This window comes from Pseudomonas halotolerans (assembly GCF_039581215.1).
GTDB classification, from domain to species: Bacteria; Pseudomonadota; Gammaproteobacteria; order Pseudomonadales; family Pseudomonadaceae; genus Aquipseudomonas; species Aquipseudomonas tehranensis.
Genome location: NZ_JBCNTJ010000015.1, coordinates 59,977 through 79,900, shown reverse-complemented (window position 1 = coordinate 79,900; position 19,924 = coordinate 59,977). Strand labels below are relative to the sequence as shown.

Annotated in this window: 24 protein-coding genes; all 24 read right to left on the bottom strand. The window is 60.5% G+C overall.

The features are described from left to right. Nucleotides 1–45: 45 nt before the first annotated feature. The gene (locus AAIS01_RS19560; protein WP_053124044.1) at nt 46–252 is read right to left on the bottom strand and encodes a tail protein X; all 207 of its coding nucleotides are present in this window, start codon (nt 250–252) and stop codon (nt 46–48) included. Further along, the gene (locus AAIS01_RS19555; RefSeq protein ID WP_043041980.1) at nt 227–1,072 is read right to left on the bottom strand and encodes a phage tail protein; all 846 of its coding nucleotides are present in this window, start codon (nt 1,070–1,072) and stop codon (nt 227–229) included. The genes AAIS01_RS19560 and AAIS01_RS19555 overlap by 26 nt, the downstream gene beginning before the upstream one ends. Nucleotides 1,073–1,081: 9 nt before the next feature. Continuing rightward, on the bottom strand, nt 1,082–3,715 hold the full coding sequence (locus AAIS01_RS19550) for a phage tail tape measure protein (RefSeq protein ID WP_343470308.1): 2,634 nt from the start codon (nt 3,713–3,715) through the stop codon (nt 1,082–1,084). A 100-nt stretch (nt 3,716–3,815) separates the two neighbouring features. Next, complete coding sequence (locus AAIS01_RS19545; protein ID WP_343470307.1) at nt 3,816–4,142, bottom strand: phage tail assembly protein; 327 nt, start codon at nt 4,140–4,142, stop codon at nt 3,816–3,818. A 64-nt stretch (nt 4,143–4,206) separates the two neighbouring features. After that, nucleotides 4,207–4,716 carry a phage major tail tube protein gene (locus AAIS01_RS19540; protein ID WP_043041982.1) on the bottom strand — a complete coding sequence of 170 codons (510 nt, stop codon included), beginning with the start codon at nt 4,714–4,716 and terminating at the stop codon, nt 4,207–4,209. Nucleotides 4,717–4,728: 12 nt separating this feature from the next. Further along, entirely contained in the window at nt 4,729–5,892 is a 1,164-nt protein-coding gene (locus AAIS01_RS19535; RefSeq protein WP_343470306.1) for a phage tail sheath subtilisin-like domain-containing protein, read from the bottom strand. Between the two features lie 87 nt (nt 5,893–5,979). After that, nucleotides 5,980–6,378: a tail fiber assembly protein gene (locus AAIS01_RS19530; RefSeq protein ID WP_343470305.1), complete on the bottom strand. Its 399-nt coding sequence runs from the start codon at nt 6,376–6,378 to the stop codon at nt 5,980–5,982. A 9-nt stretch (nt 6,379–6,387) separates the two neighbouring features. Further along, nucleotides 6,388–8,559, bottom strand: a complete 2,172-nt coding sequence (locus AAIS01_RS19525; protein WP_343470304.1) for a phage tail protein — start codon at nt 8,557–8,559, stop codon at nt 6,388–6,390. After that, on the bottom strand, nt 8,556–9,161 hold the full coding sequence (locus tag AAIS01_RS19520) for a phage tail protein I (RefSeq protein ID WP_343470303.1): 606 nt from the start codon (nt 9,159–9,161) through the stop codon (nt 8,556–8,558). Before AAIS01_RS19520 ends, AAIS01_RS19525 begins: the two co-directional genes overlap by 4 nt. Next, a complete protein-coding gene (locus AAIS01_RS19515) occupies nt 9,158–10,042 on the bottom strand; it encodes a baseplate assembly protein (RefSeq protein ID WP_343470302.1) in 885 nt (294 codons plus the stop codon). Before AAIS01_RS19515 ends, AAIS01_RS19520 begins: the two co-directional genes overlap by 4 nt. Further along, on the bottom strand, nt 10,039–10,365 hold the full coding sequence (locus tag AAIS01_RS19510) for a GPW/gp25 family protein (protein WP_343470300.1): 327 nt from the start codon (nt 10,363–10,365) through the stop codon (nt 10,039–10,041). Before AAIS01_RS19510 ends, AAIS01_RS19515 begins: the two co-directional genes overlap by 4 nt. Before the next feature lie 4 nt (nt 10,366–10,369). Further along, nucleotides 10,370–10,618, bottom strand: a complete 249-nt coding sequence (locus tag AAIS01_RS19505; RefSeq protein ID WP_343470299.1) for a hypothetical protein — start codon at nt 10,616–10,618, stop codon at nt 10,370–10,372. A 59-nt stretch (nt 10,619–10,677) separates the two neighbouring features. Continuing rightward, complete coding sequence (locus AAIS01_RS19500; RefSeq protein ID WP_343470297.1) at nt 10,678–11,241, bottom strand: phage baseplate assembly protein V; 564 nt, start codon at nt 11,239–11,241, stop codon at nt 10,678–10,680. Next, the gene (locus tag AAIS01_RS19495) at nt 11,238–11,768 is read right to left on the bottom strand and encodes a hypothetical protein (protein ID WP_343470296.1); all 531 of its coding nucleotides are present in this window, start codon (nt 11,766–11,768) and stop codon (nt 11,238–11,240) included. The genes AAIS01_RS19500 and AAIS01_RS19495 overlap by 4 nt, the downstream gene beginning before the upstream one ends. Then, nucleotides 11,761–12,423 (bottom strand): hypothetical protein, encoded by a 663-nt coding sequence (locus AAIS01_RS19490; protein WP_343470295.1) that lies wholly within the window; start codon nt 12,421–12,423, stop codon nt 11,761–11,763. The genes AAIS01_RS19495 and AAIS01_RS19490 overlap by 8 nt, the downstream gene beginning before the upstream one ends. After that, a complete protein-coding gene (locus AAIS01_RS19485; RefSeq protein WP_198724289.1) occupies nt 12,420–12,740 on the bottom strand; it encodes a head-tail joining protein in 321 nt (106 codons plus the stop codon). The genes AAIS01_RS19490 and AAIS01_RS19485 overlap by 4 nt, the downstream gene beginning before the upstream one ends. Then, entirely contained in the window at nt 12,740–12,928 is a 189-nt protein-coding gene (locus AAIS01_RS19480) for a hypothetical protein (protein WP_316912881.1), read from the bottom strand. The genes AAIS01_RS19485 and AAIS01_RS19480 overlap by 1 nt, the downstream gene beginning before the upstream one ends. A 1-nt stretch (nt 12,929) precedes the next feature. Continuing rightward, on the bottom strand, nt 12,930–13,961 hold the full coding sequence (locus tag AAIS01_RS19475) for a major capsid protein (RefSeq protein ID WP_176688289.1): 1,032 nt from the start codon (nt 13,959–13,961) through the stop codon (nt 12,930–12,932). Nucleotides 13,962–13,973: 12 nt separating this feature from the next. Continuing rightward, nucleotides 13,974–14,324, bottom strand: coding sequence for a head decoration protein (locus tag AAIS01_RS19470; RefSeq protein WP_343470293.1), 351 nt, complete (start codon nt 14,322–14,324; stop codon nt 13,974–13,976). 12 nt (nt 14,325–14,336) lie between these two features. After that, entirely contained in the window at nt 14,337–15,557 is a 1,221-nt protein-coding gene (locus AAIS01_RS19465) for a S49 family peptidase (protein ID WP_343470292.1), read from the bottom strand. A 2-nt stretch (nt 15,558–15,559) separates the two neighbouring features. Next, on the bottom strand, nt 15,560–17,167 hold the full coding sequence (locus tag AAIS01_RS19460; RefSeq protein ID WP_343470290.1) for a phage portal protein: 1,608 nt from the start codon (nt 17,165–17,167) through the stop codon (nt 15,560–15,562). 2 nt (nt 17,168–17,169) lie between these two features. Then, the gene (locus tag AAIS01_RS19455; RefSeq protein ID WP_135846607.1) at nt 17,170–17,385 is read right to left on the bottom strand and encodes a hypothetical protein; all 216 of its coding nucleotides are present in this window, start codon (nt 17,383–17,385) and stop codon (nt 17,170–17,172) included. Nucleotides 17,386–17,396: 11 nt separating this feature from the next. Further along, a complete protein-coding gene (locus AAIS01_RS19450) occupies nt 17,397–19,349 on the bottom strand; it encodes a phage terminase large subunit family protein (RefSeq protein WP_343470289.1) in 1,953 nt (650 codons plus the stop codon). Then, nucleotides 19,330–19,854, bottom strand: a complete 525-nt coding sequence (locus AAIS01_RS19445) for a DUF1441 family protein (protein ID WP_343470288.1) — start codon at nt 19,852–19,854, stop codon at nt 19,330–19,332. The genes AAIS01_RS19450 and AAIS01_RS19445 overlap by 20 nt, the downstream gene beginning before the upstream one ends. Between the last annotated feature and the right edge of the window lie 70 nt (nt 19,855–19,924).

Below are 19,924 nucleotides of genomic sequence, written 5' to 3'. Positions count from 1 at the left end.
AGAAACCCCGCACGGGGCGGGGCTGGTGACTTGCGACGGTGCTGGTTAATCCCACAGCTGGATATCCTCCAGCGTCTGCGCTGGCAGATCCGGCAGCAGGATGATCACCCCAGCGCGAAACGGTTGAGGCTCATCGGCCAGGCCTTGATTGGCGGCAAGCACGGCCTCCACCGTGCCATTCAGATGGCCGTAATAGTGATGACAGACGGTGTCCAGCAGATCCCCGTCAGACGTTCTGCAGGTCGTCGCCATAGCTCACAAACTCCAATGAAAAGGATTGCTTACGCGGAATGCCACCCGCGAGCAGGTTGCTTTGATCTTCCTCGATGTTGAGCAGGCACCAGGTGCCGAGCACTTCGCCGTAGCCGGTGGTCAGGTTCACCGGCTGCAGACGCCGACCGATGGTGCGCAGAGTGTCCAGCTGTTTGAGCCCACCTTTGAAGCCTGGAAAAATCGCGCCCTTGAGGCTGATCTTGTCCTCTCCCTGGCCGACCGCCTGCTGGGCGATGCTACGTGTCAGACGTTCCTGGCCTGCCCAGCGAAACGACGTCTGCCGCCGTAGCTCCTCGAAAGCCGCCGTATCCAGGTTGAAGTAGTACGGCTGAGCGTTCGGCTCCAGGGGCTGCATGATCAGCAGGTGCGGAAACGGCTTCACCGCCTCGGCCGCTGGTGTCAGCTGGGGGGCAAATGACCCCGTGGGCATGATGTTGCTCAGTGACGGGCTCACCTGGCCGGCGATGCGATTAATCGCTGCACCTGCCTTGCCTGCCTGTTCTTTGAGCGAACCCAGCCGCTCTTGAACTTGGCCGGCTGCGGTGACGGCTTGGTTGTACTTCGCCGCCACCTGGCCCACAGTGGACTGCGCCGCGTTGATTGCCCGCATGGTCCGTTGGACCTTGGCGCCGATGGCCGGCCCAATGAAGGGCACCCCCTCCAGCTCCGAGGCTGCGCCCGTCATGTCGCTGATTGCACCGTTGAGCGGGCCCAGCATGCCATCGAGACTGGTACGGCCAGCCTCCCCCGCTGCAAGCAGTGATTTGAACACCGATTGCAGTTGCTCCATGTAGGCCATGGCACCTCCTTAAACGTGAGGGGAATCGAACAACTGACTCGACGCTTGGCGGGCGGCCACGTCCCGGGAGAAGGACTCCATCAATTGGCGCAGATGCGGCTCTAGATCCCGGGCCAGCTGCGCCGGATCTTTTACATCGCCTTGCACGGTGATGGAGACTTGCGGCGCAAAGCTGAAAGCCTGCTCAACTTTTGGCGGCACAGGCGGCGTCGGCTCTACCACCTTCGCAACTTCGGGCGGCTTGGCCGGCGCGTCAGTAGAAGCTGCAGGTTTGCCGGCCTTTGCTTCCTCGGCCTTGTCTTCACTGCCAAACCAGGACTTGCCCAAGAAGCCACCGATACTCTCGCCACCCAGGCCGCCCAAAGCGGCACCAATTAATCCCCCAATAGCGGTGCCGACAATCGGCACCACCGATCCGATAGCGGCACCGGCAGCACCACCCGCAAGCGCGCCCGCAAGGCCGCCAGCCGCGCTGCCGTACCCTTCGGCTTTCTCATCCTGCGTTGTAGCATTGAGTGCGGTGTCCAGGGCACCCACTCCCGCATCAAGCACCGATCCACCAGGGAGACGTTTGGAAAGGCGCGTTACCCCTCTTATCGACTTCACAGTCTGACCGAGCGAACCGCTAGGGACGGCCTCTGCCACGGCAGCCAAAGGGAGAGCAGCCACCGCTGCGGCCTTGGGTAAGGCGGACACTGCAGACGCTTTGGGCAAGGATGGCATTGCCGGTGCGGCCACCGCCGGGAGACTCGGTGCCCGAACCGTCATCCGCTTGCGCGACATAGCCCCCATACCAGCACGACGACCACGGCGGCCACGTTGACGCTTGCGCGCAGCGCCTCCAGGATCCGTCCCCGGGCCGCTGGAACTGGCCCTGCCGATAGCCTCCGCATTGACGACAAAGACCCGCTGCGGCTCGCTGCCAGCGTCCGAGCTGCCTCCCATGAGTTTGCCGAGCACACCCAGGCCCTTGTCCACCGTTTTGATACCGGTTTTCGGAGCCTTGGCAGCGGCGTCACCGAGGGCGCCCGCGCCTCGTTCCATCGCTCGACCACGCGATATGTTGTAGAGCCCCTTGCCAATCTTCACCGCGCTGGCAGCCGTCTTGAGAGCCAACAGACCGGTGGTGATAGCAGCAATGCCAAGCACCACCGGTTGCGAGCCATCCGAAAGCTTGGTCAACCCACGCACAATTGAGGTCAGCCCCTGGGCGACCGCATCGGTCGCCGGGCGGATGGCGTCCCCCACACTGCGCATGCCATCGCTAACCGCCTGGCCCAGCTCGTCCCACATCTGCTTCGACGTTTCGCGCCGCTCGGCCAGGTTCTTATCGAGGATCCCGCCTGAAGACTGCGAATCTTTTTTGAGTTGCTCGTACAGCGACTTGTTTTGCGAGTAGGCCGTGAGCGCTGCCTTGACCTGCATATCGGCGAACAGGTCACCGGTACGCAGGGACTTCTCCAGCGCATCGAGCGCCGCCTTGGCCTTCTCCGGATCCGTCTCCTTGCTGATCTTGGCCTGGGCCTCGGCCATCTTCGCGGCTTTCGCCGGGTCGGTGGCCTGGATGTATTTCATCGCCAGGGCGAAGCTGGATTCCAGGGTCGACATGCCCTTCTGAATGCCAGTGTTCAGGGAGCCTTGATAATCAATGCCGGCGTCCTTGTACGCCTTGACCACGTCGCCCGATCCGATTTTCTCCATCCAGTTCTTGAGGTTGTTGGCCGCTTCGTCCGAGCCGCCGGCCGTTTTCATCTGCACCTGGAGCATTGCACCCAAGGAGCTGACCGCCTCCATGCCGGTGCTACCGTTCTTCTCCATGCTTGCCAGCAGTTGAGGAAACCACCGGGCCATGTCGCTGGCCTCGAAGCTCCCCGCCTGCCCTTGATAGGCGATGGCCTCCAGGGCCTGCTGCATCACCTTGGGATCGGTGATCTTGGCGTTCTGCTGCAGCGCCATGATCATGCTGGCCGTGTCGACGCCGGAGGCGCCCTGGCCGATGGCAAACTTCGCCGCCGTCGGCGCGTAAGCCATGGCCTGCTTGAGGTCCATGCCGGCACCGACCAGTTGGTTTACCAGGTCTGCCACGTCGTTACGGGCCATGCCCGTATCGCGAGAGGTCTGGATTACTGTCTGGCTAAGCTGTGTTTCTTGCGGCTTGTTGACCACATCCGCCTTGATCGCAATGTCGCGGATGATCGCCTGATAATCCGCGCTGACCTTGGTCGGAATCGCCGCAAGGCCGGTGGCGACGACACCCTGACCGATGCTCGACGTGAGTCCTTTCTTGCCGGCATCGAGCTGCTGGTGACCTTTAAGTTGCAGATCGGCGGCTTTGGCTGCGCGGCCGAGGCGCTGGTACTCCTGCCCCAGTCTGCCTACCTCCACGCCCTGCTTGCGCAAGGCGTCAAGGTTGCCGTTGAGCTTGCGCAACAGGCCATCGGCCGAAGCGGCGCCGCTGTCGTGCGCCCGCTTCCATTCATCGCGCAGGCGGATGGTTTCGCCAATGGTGCTCTTGAGCACCTTGGCCTTGTTGCCTTTGTCCTCCAGCTTTTTGATGTGGCCTTCGACCGTGCGAAAGGCGGACGCCATCGTCGAACTGACGGCGCCGCCAATCACCAGCGATAACGCCAGCTTATTTGCCATCGTCTACCCCTTGTTTCAGTCTGAGAGCCACCAGACCATGTCGGAGAACGGCATGGACAAGATTTCAGCGGCGGAAAAATTCAGCTCGGTGGCTAGACGCTTAGCCAGTTGCTTCTGCACCTTGGGGTTGAAGTTCATCATCTCGCACCAGGCGAAAATAGCCGGCCTGTATGCGGTTGTAGTCCTTCAGCGTCAAACCATCCAGATCCTTGGTACCGACTTCGGCCAGGGAGGCGAACAAATTCAAATCTTGCTGTTCTTCATCATTGGGCGCTGTTTGGCGGGCAACGCGAAGGTCACGCACGGTCGGCGCTCGGAGGCTCAGCGTATCGACACGCACGCCGTTGGCTTCAGAGGGCACAGTCAGTTTTACGGTGACGCGGTCAGCGGCGAGGGTCATCCAGCTTGGAATTGCGGTACTGCTCATAGAGGTGTCCTTAAAAAGAGGAACCGCCGCCCGGGCGACTCGCCAGGCGGGGTATCAAGAGGAGTTACAGGCCCAATGCGGAACGCTGGGCGGCCAGTTGATCAACGCCATTGATGACGCGGCGCATGCCGATGGGGTCGATTTCGTAGACGGTTCGGCCGTCCACTTCGAGCTTGTAGTACGTCAGCCCGATGGAGTGCTTGATCTCGGCCTTATCGCCCGGTTTCCAGTCGCCCATGTCGACTTCTTTCAACGTTCCGCGCAGGGTGACGATGACCGGCGTGACTTTGCCCTTGAGCCCTTTATAGGCCCCTCGGAACGTACCGTTGAACGCCGTGCCGTCGGCCAAGCCGAAGAACTTCAACGACTCACGGCGTACGCCAGTGGTAGTAAAGTTCGCTTCCTGTTTTTCCATGCCCATGTCCAGCTCGACCGGCGCATCCATGCCGCCGCCACGATGCTCTTCCATCTTGAGCGTGAGCTTGGGCAGCGTCAGGCTCGGCACATCGCCCTGGAAGCTGACGCCGTCAGCGAACAAGTTCAGGTTCGCCAGGGTTTCGGGAATCATTGCCATTGAGGTCGCTCCTTAAGCGGCGGTGTCGAGCACTTCGGTCAGCCATTGATTGGTGACCTCTACGCGGAAGTTGGGGTTTTCTGCCGGCGGAACGTCGGTGAAGCGGATGTTCCAATACACCTTGCCCTGCTCCAGCTGGCTGGCCGTGTTCAGCTCCGGGTCGGCAAACACCTCGAAGTTGATGATTGCGCCTTGGGCTTTCAGGTCGCGCATGAACGCTTGCAAACCTTCGGTCACGTCCTTGATGTAAGTCGCAGTGATGGAGCGGTCGACCGCCCATTTGTGGCCGTAGAGGATCGCGTCCATGACGATATCCATCGTCCGTACGCGAGTGACGAACGCCCACTTCGGATCGCTCGACAACGTGCGGTTACCCCACAAGCGGAAACCGTCATCACGGATAATCGTGGTGATGTTTGCGTTGTTGAGCAGGTTGGCCCGACAGGTTTCGTCACCGTCCAGGAACTCAATCGGGCGGGAGGTGCCGGTGATACCGACGAACTCTTTGTTCGAAGGCGAAGCCCAAAAGCCGTATTCGCTGTCGGTCCAGGCAAACAAGCCCGCCACCCAGGCGGAGCCCGGCGCGTCGACCGTGGCGTCCGCCGTGGTGTCCCAATACTGCACGCCTGGATCAACCAGATACGCCCGCTTGGCGCCGAAGTTTTCGGCGTAGGCCATCACTGCCTCATCGGTAGTATTCGGGCCGTCGAGGATGGCGAGCCCTCGCAACTTGTCGGCCAGCGCGACCAGGGCGGTACCGACTGCCTGTGTCGCGCTGTGCTTGGGAGTCACCAATAACCGCGGCTGCGCGTTGAACCGGCTCTTGCCGTCCAGCAGCGCCTGCAGGCCGGTACGCTTACCGTTGGCCTGCACGCCACCGATAATTGCCGAGGTTTGCTCGGCGGGATTCTCCAGCACGGCCACACCGCAGGCGACGATCACTGCCTTGGCTCGGGTGTAAATGGCTTTGCAGGCCTTGGTAATCGCCGAGTCGGCACCGAAGGCAGCCACCGCTTCACGCTCATTGGTGATCACCACCAGGTCATTGGGCTGCGCGCTGTAGGCCGGCGCCGGTACAAAGGTGTCAACGAGTCCAATGATCGAGGACGAAGGCAACGCAATGACACGAGCGCCGGTGTCGACGTTCGTGGTGGTAACGCCGTGAAAGAAGCTCATAGGTTCTCCAGATACGAAAAGACCCCGCAATGCAGGGCCTTGTTTGTGGTGAAGCGGAAAAGAAAACGCCCCGTCGGTGCGGGGCGTTTATTGGGTTTGTTCAGCGATCCAGGGCAGTACAACGGGACGGTATTGGCTGTCAGGGAAGTGCTCGGACTGAGGCCAGTCTCGAAGCGCCAACCGATACCCCAACAGTTCGGCAAACTGTTCCGTTGTCAGCGTGGTCTCTTGAGCCAGATCCTGCTCATCACGATGGCGGGTGACCAGCCACTCTGTGGATTGCAGCTCAGTGTTGCGCCACATCCGCTCAGCGTCGGCCTGTTCGGAGTCATTGATGGTCGGAGGTCCGAATTTGCCATCCGATACAAGCCAATCTGGCTTCACATCCGCAGGGCATGCTACCCACGACAGATCCGGATGGAAGCGCTCCGTAGGATCAACACTCGTCGTTTCGAGGACAACGTCCTCTTGAATCAATGCCCACATAACCTGTCCTCAGTAAGTGATTATTACTTGGCCGTCTACGCCAGGTTGTGATCGGGTCTTTAGACGCCCACCACCACCCATACCTGGTTGAGTCAGGATCGAGGTATCCAGCGCCGCAAAAGCACTTTCACCACCGCCGCCAGGGCCGCCCCAGTTCGTGTTGCCGCCTGAGCTGCGCACGGGCGGGAATCCCATGCCAAGCGAAGCATTGAAGTCTCCACCCGAGCCAACACCTCCGAGAGCGCCACCATTCATCACCCCACCGCGACCACCAGTGGCCGAGCAGAAGGAACCGAATGAGGACGTGCCACCAGGCAGTCCAGCTTCTCCTTCCGTGGAAACGAAGGCCCCACCCGCCCCGACTGTCACCGTGATGATGCTCCCGGGCACGACAGTACAGAGTCGATTGCTTATTCCTCCGCCACCACCACCTCCTGGCCCAGTGGTAGAGGATCCATCGCCACCGAACGCTCCGCTCCCGCCACCGCCGCGCACCTCAACGTAGACCTTCGAAACATTGGCCGGAACCGTCCACTGATATACGCCCGCACTTTTGTAGAGGACTTTTGCGCGATATGGCAAATGAGTGGTTTGGCCTAGCTCACTCCAATACGGCTGTGTTCCCGCTGCAGTCTTGTGCCCGATATAAACCCGCGTTGGACCGTTCGCCGTGTTGTTGAGGATCGCCAGAAACGTCTTGTACCCGGCAGAGATGTATCCACCGCTGACAAGCACAGTCATTGAAGTACCGCCTTGTGTACCGGCATCTGGCGGCCCACCAATAGCCGCATTCGGGTGCTCTAACGTGAACGCTCGGTAGAGGCCAGGCTTGATGTCAGCCGAAAAATCCGCGATCAGGGGGATTTTCGCGGCGTCCGATCCAAGCCCGAAAGTATCCAAGATTGAACGCACCCCACCGTTGAAAGCGGAAGACAATGCGTCCGGTATCGAACCGTTTTCGGCGTACCATGTTATGCCTGCACCGGTCGATAGAGTGATGGTGTCCGATGTCTTGAGCACGAGCTGATTCGCGGCGATGCCCGCGACGTAATCGGTGCCCTGTAGGATGATCGTTGCGGTTCCGGTTGACACGTTCGCCAACGTGATGGTCCCGCCGTTGAACCCTGCGCTTGCCTTGGGCAAGGTTATATTGACCGGGTTCGCGGAGTTAATGATGAAAGACTTCCCGAAAGCATCGGCCGTCAGCACGGTGCTGACGTCCAGCCCACCAACGCCTGAATGATTGCCAAGGGCTCGCTGTACAAACGCAGTATTCGCGAGCAATTGACTGTTGTTGCTGAGCGGCGCAGTCGGCGCCGTTGGGCTTCCAAGGAAGGCCGGGGAGTTGATGGTTGCAAACCCCTGAGTGATGTTCTGAAAAGCCAGCGACGTGGTGCCCAGGACAATCGCCCCATCTGTAACCAACTGCCAGCGAGTGTCGGCCAGCGTAGCGCCCTGCTCGACGGACAAGATCATCGCCGAGGTAACCTCAGCACCGCTATCTGCATCCGGTGCGCGTTGCCAAGCCGCTACGCCGACAATGTAAATGCCGTTGTCCTTGGAGGCCGCTTGATTCTTCACCAGTACCCGGTCGCCTGCGAGCAGGCTGATGCCGTCAACAGTCTGGAGTCCAGTCAACGCGATATTGGCCGTAGTCGCTACGCGCACTGACTGCTTGTTGTCGAGCTTGTACAGTTCTTCCTGAATGCGCCTTTCGACAAACTCCCGCGTTGCCAGCACCACCGACGGGTCAATTTTGAGTGTGATATTGCCCGTGCTGCTGACGATGAAGTTCATCCGCACGACCTGGGTCCGGCCCGAGCCCTGTGGCAATAGCGGCTTAAAACTCGGTGCGCAATTTGCGACCGCCACCAGATCTCCATCAGCATCATACAAGCCGAGTTCGCGAATCCAGTATCCGCCCTCGTCAGCCGGAATCACTTGCTCGGCGACAATGACCGCCGGGTTGGCCGGGTCAACAAAAAGCTGATTCAGCGGCCGACGCCGCCATTCGTTGATAAGCGACGTTTGCGCCGCGCTTGGAATCGGGTCGGTGCCGTTGGCATCACCCACGCCCATCTCAGTAAGTTTCCAGGGAACGCCAAGGGCATCGGCGTTCGCCTGCTTCGCCGCTCCCACGTTCGTGAGAATCGCGAAAAATTGCGAGGTCTGATCAATCATGAGTAAACGTCCAAGATGTCTATGGTGTGTTCGCGCCCTACTACGCCGAAGGACCCAGTGACTTCAATGTCACGCATGGTCGGCGGGTACACGTCGATTTCGTCACCCTCATAAAGGGCAACACCAATGTTTAGGTTTCCACGGGTTTCGAGGCTGATCGCCAGGCCCGTCATGTGACGACTGACCGGCCGGGCGTCATCGATCAGCCACGTCAGTTCCTGATAGGTTTCTTCGCTGATGCCTTCATCGGAAACGCCGATCTTCAGGGCGAACGTTCCAGGCACCCCAATGGGCTCAGTCTTGAACCACTCCACTACCTCAATCAGATAACCGAACGGCTCCACCACCCGGCGCAAGGCGCCGATGGTGCCCTTATGGGCATGGACATAGAACGAAGAGCGGATCACCGAGCGCTTGACCTCTTCGGGCCACGCCTCGTCCCAGCGATCCACGGACCAGGCCCAAGCCAATTGGTAAAGCAGGTGCGCCGGGCAGGTGTCCGGGTTGTACAAGGTACGAAGCGGTATCTCCGTTGTTTCGTCGATAGCCGCCTCAATGGCCCGCTCAAGCTGGGTGCTGTTTAGGGGAAGCAGGCTTTTCATTTACCACCCCGCTTTATGGTGAACCCCGTGCACCACGCCGCCTGGGCCTTGGTTGGACGAATGTCCACCCATCCAGGGATCTCGACTCGGGCCACGCCGCTGACGTGGATCTGTGCATCAATCGCCGAACGGGCCACCTCAACGCCTAAGCGGCGCCGTGGGTTGATCCAGGCCTGCAATCGCGCATTACACTCAGCCAGCGCTGCCTCGTTTTCCGGGCCATTACCGGCCATGTACACCACGGCGTCGATTCGATAGGGCAGGATCTGGGCGCCCTGCACCGTCAGCCGATCAGCAACAGGACGCCGATCTTCATCGTTGAGGTAAGCGTCCACCTCGGCCAACAGCTCGGAGCTGGCCGTACCATCTCCTTCCAGGGAAAGCACCGTCACGACCACCTCGGCCGGCGCCGGGCTTTCGGCCGTGGCGTCTGCCACCAGGCCCGAGGCGTTTCGGGCATGCAGGATGTAGCTGTTCCGTGGCCCGGCAGTGGTCAGCCCTTCGTACCTCAGCTGGATACGCTCGCGCAGTGCGTCGTAGCTTTCCAGCACCGCCGCCACTGGCGGCACGGCGGTCAAGTCCTCAGCCTGAATGACCAGGCGCTCAAGGTTCACGTTGGCAGCCAACTGCACCAGGTCAGCACCGGTAGCATGAGCCAGGAACAGCGCCTTGGCCGCGTCGTTGACCCTGGCCCGGTTCTGCATGCGTCGATAAGCACCCAGCTCCAGCAGCTTGGTCACCGGGTCGCTTTCAAGGAAAGCGGTCCAGTTATCGCCCATATACTCGCGGAACGTCGCCAGCTCGCCCTGATACAATTCTTCAAAATCCAAACTCTCCAGCACCTGTGGCGCCGGCAACGCCGAAAGGTCGATAGTGCTCATGCGTTCACCTCCAGCACTACGCCATCGCCAATGTAAGAGCCCGTCAGCTGCAAGGTGATTTGTCCATCCACCACCGCAACGACCCGGACACGCTCAAGCTTTAAACGGGGCTCCCAACGCCCGAGGGCACGAGCGACCTCGGCCTGTACCGCGCTTTTCCAGCCCTCGTTAACTGGCAGGTCGACATAGCGACGAATCTGGCTGCCGTACTCTGGGCGCATGCGGCGGCTGCCGACAGGCGTGCTCAGGATGTCCTCAATGGACTGCCGCAAATGCGCCTGGCCGGACAGCGGCTGCCCCGTGCGACGGTCCACTCCGATCATGTGATCACTCCGCCAGCTGTTGCATATCCGGGTGTGCCTTGAGGAAGGCGTACTGATCATCGCCGCCGGCTGTAACCTGGCCGGCAATGACCGGCAAGGTGCTGCCGTCTGGCATGATCAGCGTGCGTGAGGTGTACCGGGTGTCGCGGAACACTCGCGCCGGTCCGATGGGCGCCGGCGACTCTGTTTGGACTGGCTCAGGCAACGCCGCGACGGCAGTTGGCCGCTCGGTGTCTGTTCGCGTTTTGCTCATTTGGGTAGCTCCAGAAATGCGAAAGCCCGCACGTGGCGGGCTGTGGATAAATGTCGGAGTCAGTGTTTGTGGTTCGGCGTGTTGCCGGCTGTGTCGATGATTTTGCCGCCGCCGTTGATGTCGCCCGTGACCCGTAACGGGCCGTTGATCTGCACATTGCCGGTCAGGGTGATATCGCCTGCCGTGGCGTTGATCTCACTGTCCGTTACGACCACTTCGGTTCCGCCGACCTTGATGGTCACGGTACCGCTTGGCACCGTGATGCTGTAGGTGCCGGCCTTCCAGTCATAGACCAGCGAGCCACCATCATCGAAGCGCCACACCTCGACGTGGTCGCGGTTGTCCGGCGGCGCCCCGGCATCGCCATACAGACCGGGGATAAATGTGCCCTGCGCTACATCGCCGCTGGCACTTACCAGAGTTCCCTGCTCGCCCATGCTGGGCGCTCGCCAATGACGGGCTTTGCCGGCGGCGATGCTGTGCCAACGCACCCAGGCACTGACCCAGTCCCCATCCGACACCCGACATGCGGGCGGCGAAGCGGTCAGATCCAGCGCGACCACATAACAATCCTTGACCAGGCCTGCCAGCATGCGGTCATGCTGCGCGCTGGGGTAGCTCATGCCATATCCTCCGGCGGTTGATAGCTCCCTTCGCTGCCAGGACCAGTGTCAGGGCTGAAGCCCCAGAGCAAGGTACCTGGGGGCTGATTCGGCCACGGCCACTCTTCCTTGCCTAAGTAAATACCCTGGGTCCACTCAACGACCCACACCGCATAGCTGTCGAGCTCCGGCCGGGTCCAGTCCTGTGATGCCTGGATAAACTCTGCCGGCTCGACCGCCAATCCCCACGTCTGCATGCGCAGCAAAATAATCAACTGAGCCGCGATGAATGCTGCCACCTGCTGACAGCGTTCGTGATCGCTGCCGACAATGATGCGCGCTTCGAAACGTGCCTCGACTCCAACTTCACCAGTGCCAGGATCCCGACCGGGCTCCAGCTCGACCAACTCAAGCACAACAGCTGGAATGGGTACGTGCTGCAACATATCAGGCATGGTGCAGATGTATGCCAAGCCGGGGATGGCCTGGGCGATCTGTTCTTCAATGGCAGAGTAAAGCTCGTCGAGAGGAATGATGGATTCAGACATGGGCTGATTTCCTCAAGTATTTTTGCAGCTCGAAATTCATCTCCTGCTCCAGGATCTCAAGCAGTCGCTGATGCGCACGACGCGACCATTCCTCAAAGTGAGGTTGCACGTCATCGAGCGATATTTTGGCTTTGGCCAGCGGATAGCGGCTGCCGTTTTCGGCAATCCAACCCGAACTTGGCCCACCGCCGCCTGACACATCACTGTCGGAATAGTCGCTTGCTCTGAAGTGCTTACTGGCGGTACGAATCCAGATGTCAGGCGCGCCGCCATAAACGGTCTTATAGAACGCCCCCTGATATTTGCGACCCGCGACAGAGACGCCAGAGCGTCCCTGTCGTACCCGGCCAGCGCGACTGGCCTCAATGGGATTGACGCCAAACCACAACTTGGCTTGCTCGTTGGAGTTGACTGGGTAAGCCTTTAGTCGCTGACGCACAGCGGCGATGGCGATTCGAGCTTGCCGGCCTACCGCTCGTGCAATGTGAGTGCGCAACCAACGCAGCGTCTTGTTAAGGGCTCGCCGTTGAGCTGCACGGGCGGCTTGCGGAACAAGAGCGGCAAAGTCGGAGAACGCATCCTTATCGGCTTGAGCCAGTTGCAGCGTGAACAGACCGGAACTGGCCGAGGATTTGACATAACTGCCGACGCTCATCGCACCTCCCGAAGAATCAAGTTGACCCAACCGGTGCCATCCGGCTCACGTTTGACGATTACATAACGCCCGCCACCGTCTTCTGGCATCAGCTGGACAGTGATTAACTGGCCATCCGAAATGAGGTGGGCATCAACAATACGGACGGCGAACACTGGCTCGCGTATACCGGTATTGATCCTTCCCACCTTTGGTTGCAACCAGGGCGCCGAGAAGAATCCCGGCACTGGTAAGTCGCGACCGTCGACCAGAGCCTCGTCGCCCAGGACATCCAGTAACTGCGCATCCATCGCTGCCACCTGGTCACGGAAAGCCATCAGCTATCTCCGTCATCCGATGCGGCGGATCCGGACTCCAGCTTGCCGCGCTTGGCAATGACGCCTTCTTCGAGCAACAGATCCCGGATCTCAGTGCTGGGCGGAACGTACACTTCACCTTTTCGCACCAGCTTGGCACCGTCCTGCACACAGCCTTCGATCACTACGTACTCAACTTTCGCGGCCATCTCACACCACCTTTGCAAAGACGAAGGCATTCGGCTCCAGCATCCCGGCCAGGGCTGCGCTTTGCAGCTTCAACCACCGGGCGCTCGGATCCTGGGTGACCCAGCTTTTGGGGAAACGGGCCGCTTCAACCAGGCCACTTTCAATGGCTTCGATGTCCTTGATCGCGCCATACAGCATCGCGTTTCGAGTCGAGGTCGAGCCCAGCATCAAGCCGCCGCTTGGCACCATCTGCTGTTCGTCACCGTCATCGTCCAGGTACCACTCGTCGTAGACATACAGGTCGATGCCGGGGTCGTTCAGATAGCCAAGATAGGTCACGCCATCTGGCAGCTCTTCAGGCTTGATCACGCCCATGTCCACCCGGCGAGAGTTGAGCTGCTTCAACACTGTCTCGTTGCGCTGAAAAGCATCCTGGGCTTCGCCACTGAGCACAGCGACGTTGCCGGTGCGCCCGGAATCCTTGGCAATCTGGCGCTTCCACTGCCGCAAGTTGGCAATAGGGTCGGAGTCCGCCGTGTTCCAACGCCCGGCCCCCAGCACGATTTTGTGGCTGTCCTCCATCAGAAAATCGATGGTGTCATCCACGCCATCGCCCAGCACCCGAACGCGCCCAGTGCTCAGCGCCTGGGCGCACATCCACTCTTCACGGCGAGTGATCTCGTCGTCCAGGTCGATCAGGTCGCGCCCCAACTGCTCGCCCGCTCGCTCCAGGGGAGTTCGCGAGGAGAATGGGTTATCCCCGGCAGCACGCTTGAGGATTTGTTCTGCCCGCGTCTCGCGCTTGGGCTGGATGTAGGGCGGCTTGTACGTCTCAGAACTGAAGCCGTTACGCAGCGAGACACTGCCGGGCAGCGACGGGTGTACGAAAGGCGCCATCTTGCGCTGGCCCTTGATGATGTCGATGGTCACCGCCTCGGTGCCGAAGGTAACGGGGTTGCCGCCGTTGAAGAAAGTGTTCATCAAGAAGCGACGAGGCGTATTCATCTGCTCAACGGCTTCGAGCATGGTGAGGGTGTCAAAAATATCAGTCATCAGATGCTCCGGTCAGCGGATGAAAATGCAGAAATGTCGAAGGGCGGCTTTGGCCGCAGCCAAGGTCAGGCCCTCACCGAGGTGGAGCTGGGTGCCCAGCACTTGACCCGTCAAACGAACGGGCGCGCTCTTGGCCCCGCCCGTGGTGTCTACGTCCTCGTCGAGGATGGCCGTAGGCACCTGGGAGCCGTCTTCAGCAGCGGTTTTACACAGCACGAACTCTTTCGAACTGGTTACCTGCCCCAGGACAGAACCCCGCAGCAGGGTCTGGCCAGCGGCGATCAAGCCGGTGTCCATTGCAATGGGAAAGTCACCGGCAGAAAGGTGGCTCGGCTGGTAGGTTTTACGTTCCGGGTTGCTCATGAATGTCTCCTGTCAGCGGCGCGAAGCGCCCGCAACGATTGCACTGACGGCTGCCTGGCGTTCGCCCTGCTTGCCATCACCGCTTGGGGTTGTAGCCGTGACGCCCTGTGCATCGCTTTTGATCGCAGAAAGGGAAATCCCGCGATCCTGGGCGGCCTTGAACAATTGCAAGGCTGTGGCCTCGACCGTAGTGCCTGCATCAATCGCCGCTTCGATTTCCTTCTCGAAGCCTTTGCTGGCCAGGGCGTTAATGCCCTTGATGCGATCACGTTCTGCAGCGGCGCCTTCGGCTCGAATGGCGCCGAGGTCGGGCTGCTGGGCCTGGGCGATTTCGATGGAATTCGGATCAGTGCCGGCGGCCAGCGCAGTACGCAGCTCCGCCGTGGTGTGTACGGTGGTCATGGTGGTTTTCCTTGGGACAGTGATGGCCGGTTTGGCCAGTTCGGTGATGAGGGATTCAAGCGAGCCCAACCGATGAGCCAGGCCCGACTCAACAGCGGCGGCTCCGACGCGTAATCCGCCGAAGTCACCCATTGCGGGGACCTTGGCGGCGTCGGTGCTCAGGTTTCGCGCCACTTTGCCGACGAAGACTTCACCGAGGGCATTCACGGTTTCACCAATCTTGGCGCGCCCTTCTTCGGTTGCGAGATCGGGCCGCTTGTTCGGGGCGTTGCTGCTAACGATCTGATAGCGTTTGCGGCCGTTGGCAGCGTCACTTTCAACGACAGCCTCAACGACAACGCCGATGCTCCCGGCCAAACTGGCTTCATCGATGACGATCTCGTGCGCTGCCGAGGCGATCCAGTACGCAGCGCTCGCCCCAATGCCACCGATGTACGCCACGATCCGCTTGCGCTCTCGACCCGCGAATATCATCTCGGCCAGTTCATTGATGCCGGAGGCAACACCGCCAGGGCTGTCGATGTTGAGCACAATCGAACGGACTTTGGGATCGTCCAGCGCTCGCTGGATGTCCGTGCCCAGGACCTGAGTGCTGGTAGCGCCACTGATTTCAGTGAACATGTTTGCGTAGCGAAAGATTGGCCCAGTGATGGGAATCACCGCCACGCCGTTTCGCATCGTGACTTTACGGGTATCTTCAAGCCGCTCGCCGCGCCGGGTTGCCAGGGCCATCGGATCGCCCATGCGGTCGGCGATGGTCAGCAAGTTATCCAGGGCGTCAGGCAGCATTAGCCAGGGCTGCGACGCAGCCAGCTCAAGTGCTCGAGGCATATTCAGTCCTCTTCGGATTTAGGGTCGGGCGGGTTCTCCAGCCCGCCCTTGGGCAGGGCCTGCAGGTTTTTAGCGCGGCGTTGCTCCACTTCCCGTACACGCTGACGGAACACCTGCTGCCAGGGCTCGCCGGTCATGGCCGCTGTTTCGAGGGTTTCGTTGCTCACGCCAATTTCGATGCGCTTACCGGCCGCGTTAGCTTCCTTCAGCTCATCAATAGCCCCTCGGGCCGGACCGATCCAAATGGCCTGACAGTAGGCCTTGCGCTTGGCTGGGTCGCCGTAACCCGGTAGGTCAATCAAGCCCCTCGCCACGGCTTCGTCGATGATCAGCTCACGGCTTGGCTGGCAGAAATCACAGGCAAGCCACCAACGACGCAGACTGTAGAAACGCCAAGCCTGAAGCATGGCGGCGCGGGCCGCGCTGTAGCTGCTGCTGTAATGGAGCAAGAGCTCTTCAAGTGGCAGCTCCAAGGCAGCTCCGATCTCTTTCACCACGGCAGTGAAGAAGGGATCGAACTGGGCGTTGGGTCGGCCAGGGTTGGCCACGACTGGCTCTTCACCGACGCCGAGGTCAATCACGGCCCCCTCGCCTAGGGCCAGCTCGCCATCAGCGGTGTCATCGCCTTCAGGACGCTCGTCCGCCAGCGCAGTCATCGGCAGGTTGCCGGTTGGGAACTCAGAGCTCTTTTTGATGAACACCGTGAACATTGCGGAGATCACGGCGGCCATAAGCTCCGCACTGCTGTAGCGCTCCAGCTTTTGAAGTGGCTCCAACACAGGCGCCAAGTATGGAGCCCCACGCTTTTGACCTGGACGTTCCTTGTCCGCCAAAACATGCAACACCCGCCGCCGGCCCGTCTCCTCACCAAACGCGGTAAGTCGCTCCCAGCTCAGTGGCTTGCCGGCCAGATGCTCACCGGGATAGCCGGTGCAGACGTGATAGGCCACGGGCGCGCCCAGCGAATCGAACTCAACGCCATCAACCAGATTGACCCGGTCCATACCGCCGTTCGGATTGCCGACTCGATCCGACTCGATCAACTGTAGTCGCGTGCTGAAGACACAACCCGGTCGCTCCTGATCGGGGCTGGCCACCAACACATCACCGGCAACCAGCGACGACACCAAGACCAGGGCTTGCAGTTGGTAATGATTGAGGGTCGCTTCGGCATCACACTCCCTTGGATCATCGGCATACAACGACCAAAGCCGGTCCAACCGGCCATTGAGTTCGTCTGCCTGCTCTTCGGTGAGGCCCAGGGCCTCATGGTCCACCTGGGCCCGGCACACCAGCCCGGTGCCCACGACATTGGTGCGCAACCGGGCGATCGCAGCGCGGGCTATCAGATGGTTACGCATGGCGTCCCTGGACCTGGCCACCAGCATTCGCCGCTCGCTTTGATTGAAGTCTCGTCGCGGACTACCGAGGCCTGGAATCCAGCTGGCCATGCTGCGCAGCATGCGTGAAGCGCCTCGCCAGCGAGTTTCAACACCGCCGCCACCGCCCTGAGCAACAATCTGCTGGCCGCCCACCGAAGCCCTGGCCACCTTAATGGCCTCGCGCATCAGCAGATCGGCCGGGCCTTCACGCTTACTGAATGGCCACATGATCAGATCCCCAAGTACGAGACGCGATTGCGGCCTCGCCCACGCAGCGCCGCCTGTTCGTTGGCGACTTCTTGGGCATATTGTTTCTCCAGCAGGCGCAAGCTGTTGAGCTCTGCCAGCTGTACTTCACGATCAGCCCGGCGCAGGCGCTGACCTTTTTTCAGGACGTCAGAAATTGCCGCCCTAACTTCAGCTAGGCGCTGTTGTGCGTCAGTCATGGTTGATTTCCTTAATAGCCCGCTCGACTGCGGGTGCCCCGCCCACGAGCGACTACTCGGCGCGGTACCGGTGCGACCGGTTGTTCGGTGTTGAACAGCGTTGGCTGCATCAGTTGCTGTTCCAACTGGTCCCACTCGTGGTCACGTAGCAGATGCGTTTTAAGGCTACGTGCGGCGTGCAGGGCATACACCTCGCAGTCCAGGGCTTCGTTGCGGCGCCCGGCTTTTTTCTGCCAGACCATCTTGCTGGGGTTACGCGCATGCGGCGCCAGCACTTCGTTGGTGAGCTGTTCGTAGTAATCCGAACGAATCTCGCTGTACCAGTGCATGCGCCCCGGTCCGATACCCTTCAAGCGCAGACGGCCATCGATCAGCGTCTTGGCCTTGTGCGTGCCAACGATGTGCACCCGCAGGCCATATTTCGCCGCTTTGGTGTTGTCCTGCGATGTGTCCACAGACTGCGGTGGTTTGGTAAAGATTTCCTTATCGCGGCTGTCAATCGAAGCGCCCTTGATCGCCATGATGTTGAAGCGCTGCCGATCACGGACATAGCTGTAAACGGCATCGCTGGTATTACCGTCCGAGCTGTCGATGCTGACCGCCGACACCGCGAGGTGCGCGCCGCCTTCGGTAGGGATTGGCTGAGCGATGACCCGATCCAACTCCTGCCAGACGCTGTCGTGGGGGTCGATTGGGTTGCCGTGTAGCTCACCCCAATAGAGCCGCCAGGACTCTTCGCCGCGCCCCCATCCGGTGATGACCAAAGCCAGACGATCACCTTGCACATCCACACCCACGGTGACCAACAACACGCCCCTGGGCGCTGTCAGTTCGGCATATGGTTCGGCCCGCTTCTCCAGTTCGTCTGTTTTGGGCGCGTCGCTTTGGTACTCGTAGCTTTCGCCCTTGGAGCTGTTCACAAAGGCAATCATCGGGCCGATGTTGCCTTGCGCCGCTGCGTGTTCGGCCTGGAGCTTTTTCTCCATCAACGCCTGGAAGCGTGAGCCCCAAAAGGTAGCGTACAGCTCATTGAGGATGTAGCCGGCAATCCCGCGAAACTCAGCCGTGGCCTGCCAGCGCCCGTGCTTGAGGTTCGCGTTCTTCTGGTTGTCGTCCCAAATCGCGCCGCAATGTGGGCATGAATAGAACGCCTTCTCCGGCCGTTTTTTGCCGTAGACCTCGTGGTGATACTCGGGGTCTTCATCGCAGTGAAGGTTGTCAAAGCTCAACGCATGTTCCTGGCCGCATTCGTGGCATGTCACCAAACCGATGCGCTTGTCCGACAGTTCCAGCTCCGCATCAATGGCCGACAGGCCTTTGATCGTTGGGGTGCCGCCGATGATGATCTTGGAACGGCGAAAGGTTTTCAGACGCTCCTTGGCCAGCTTGATGCTGTCGCCCTGCCCGCGCAGGTTGAGGTTGCAGTCGTCGGGCTCTTCAATGGCTACACGCGGTACCGGTGTAGATTTCACGCTGGCCGGGCTGTTGGAGCCCACCATCTTGAGGAAACCGCCAGGGAAGCGCTTAAAGTCTTGGCGCTGCTGCAACTTGCGGCTACGCAAGTCGACCTTCTTGCGAAGCCGTGGAGTCGCCTCAATCATGGGTTCGAGCTTCTCACCCACGTACTGCTTGGCGGCTTCGGCCTTGGGAAACAGCACCAGGATCGGCGACGGATCAATGTCGATCCACTTGCCCAGGGCGTTACCCAGAACGCCCGATGTCCAGGCAACCTGTGCCGACTTGCGGCCTACGATCTCGGTGACCGCCGGATCGTCCAGCGCCTCCAGAGGGCCGCCGGGCCAAGTCAGGTGAGGCGTGACGTTGAAGCGATATTTGCCAGGGCGGGCTGACTCTTCTGGCGCCAGCCAGCGGTATTTTTCCGCCCATTCGATAATGCTCATGCGCGGCGGCGGTGCCCACTTACGGCAGGCGCCGCGCAGCGCGTTAATCGCCGTCTTTTTCAAGGCCCTCCGGATCGTCCGGTTCGTCAGAATCTCCATCTGACTGGGCATCATCCTTGTCATAGTCTGACAGCCTCCTCAGGATGGTTTCGATGGGGTCGGCGATCAGGCGCTCGTCAACTTCAACGCCGTAGCGCGCCGACAGTTGTTCCGCCAACTCATCCGGAAATGAGTTGAGCAGCTCGACTTTGGCTGCCGTGATCATTGCCTCGAAGCGTCCGATCAGATCCGCCGCGATTACGACCTCGCCCAAATCCTTGGCCAGCGCCAGCTCTTCACGATTGGCCCTGACCCGGTCGAGCCGGTCACGAGAGGATTCTTTTTTGCCGTTGAGGGCGGCCTGGTGCATCAGCCACTGGATCACCGCCTCGGTGTCGTATTGGTTTTCGTTGCCCCGGCCCAGGCCGAACTCGATTACAGGCATGCCGTCGTTCTGCCAACGGGTCAGCGTGCGTTCATCGCGGCCGACGATCTCGCTCAACTCGGCTTTGCTGACTGTTCTTCCCATCGCTAACTCCTTGAAAAGACGGACATCCCTGCAAAAAACTCAGCTGCAGGGAATCCGCGAGTTCGGTAAC

Excerpts from the sequence above, each read along its gene's own strand:
- AAIS01_RS19535 (WP_343470306.1), bottom strand. The coding sequence starts at position 5,892 with ATGAGCTTCTTTCACGGCGTTACCACCACGAACGTCGACACCGGCGCT.
- AAIS01_RS19510 (WP_343470300.1), bottom strand. The coding sequence starts at position 10,365 with ATGATCGGAGTGGACCGTCGCACGGGGCAGCCGCTGTCCGGCCAGGCG.
- AAIS01_RS19555 (WP_043041980.1), bottom strand. The coding sequence starts at position 1,072 with ATGGCCTACATGGAGCAACTGCAATCGGTGTTCAAATCACTGCTTGCA.
- AAIS01_RS19485 (WP_198724289.1), bottom strand. The coding sequence starts at position 12,740 with ATGGCTTTCCGTGACCAGGTGGCAGCGATGGATGCGCAGTTACTGGAT.
- AAIS01_RS19520 (WP_343470303.1), bottom strand. The coding sequence starts at position 9,161 with ATGAAAAGCCTGCTTCCCCTAAACAGCACCCAGCTTGAGCGGGCCATT.
- AAIS01_RS19445 (WP_343470288.1), bottom strand. The coding sequence starts at position 19,854 with ATGGGAAGAACAGTCAGCAAAGCCGAGTTGAGCGAGATCGTCGGCCGC.
- AAIS01_RS19560 (WP_053124044.1), bottom strand. The coding sequence starts at position 252 with ATGGCGACGACCTGCAGAACGTCTGACGGGGATCTGCTGGACACCGTC.
- AAIS01_RS19460 (WP_343470290.1), bottom strand. The coding sequence starts at position 17,167 with ATGTGGCCATTCAGTAAGCGTGAAGGCCCGGCCGATCTGCTGATGCGC.
- AAIS01_RS19475 (WP_176688289.1), bottom strand. The coding sequence starts at position 13,961 with ATGACTGATATTTTTGACACCCTCACCATGCTCGAAGCCGTTGAGCAG.
- AAIS01_RS19525 (WP_343470304.1), bottom strand. The coding sequence starts at position 8,559 with ATGATTGATCAGACCTCGCAATTTTTCGCGATTCTCACGAACGTGGGA.
- AAIS01_RS19470 (WP_343470293.1), bottom strand. The coding sequence starts at position 14,324 with ATGAGCAACCCGGAACGTAAAACCTACCAGCCGAGCCACCTTTCTGCC.
- AAIS01_RS19550 (WP_343470308.1), bottom strand. The coding sequence starts at position 3,715 with ATGGCAAATAAGCTGGCGTTATCGCTGGTGATTGGCGGCGCCGTCAGT.
- AAIS01_RS19495 (WP_343470296.1), bottom strand. The coding sequence starts at position 11,768 with ATGTCTGAATCCATCATTCCTCTCGACGAGCTTTACTCTGCCATTGAA.
- AAIS01_RS19455 (WP_135846607.1), bottom strand. The coding sequence starts at position 17,385 with ATGACTGACGCACAACAGCGCCTAGCTGAAGTTAGGGCGGCAATTTCT.
- AAIS01_RS19505 (WP_343470299.1), bottom strand. The coding sequence starts at position 10,618 with ATGAGCAAAACGCGAACAGACACCGAGCGGCCAACTGCCGTCGCGGCG.
- AAIS01_RS19465 (WP_343470292.1), bottom strand. The coding sequence starts at position 15,557 with ATGCCTCGAGCACTTGAGCTGGCTGCGTCGCAGCCCTGGCTAATGCTG.
- AAIS01_RS19530 (WP_343470305.1), bottom strand. The coding sequence starts at position 6,378 with ATGTGGGCATTGATTCAAGAGGACGTTGTCCTCGAAACGACGAGTGTT.
- AAIS01_RS19540 (WP_043041982.1), bottom strand. The coding sequence starts at position 4,716 with ATGGCAATGATTCCCGAAACCCTGGCGAACCTGAACTTGTTCGCTGAC.
- AAIS01_RS19500 (WP_343470297.1), bottom strand. The coding sequence starts at position 11,241 with ATGAGCTACCCCAGCGCGCAGCATGACCGCATGCTGGCAGGCCTGGTC.
- AAIS01_RS19480 (WP_316912881.1), bottom strand. The coding sequence starts at position 12,928 with ATGGCCGCGAAAGTTGAGTACGTAGTGATCGAAGGCTGTGTGCAGGAC.
- AAIS01_RS19545 (WP_343470307.1), bottom strand. The coding sequence starts at position 4,142 with ATGAGCAGTACCGCAATTCCAAGCTGGATGACCCTCGCCGCTGACCGC.
- AAIS01_RS19515 (WP_343470302.1), bottom strand. The coding sequence starts at position 10,042 with ATGAGCACTATCGACCTTTCGGCGTTGCCGGCGCCACAGGTGCTGGAG.
- AAIS01_RS19490 (WP_343470295.1), bottom strand. The coding sequence starts at position 12,423 with ATGAGCGTCGGCAGTTATGTCAAATCCTCGGCCAGTTCCGGTCTGTTC.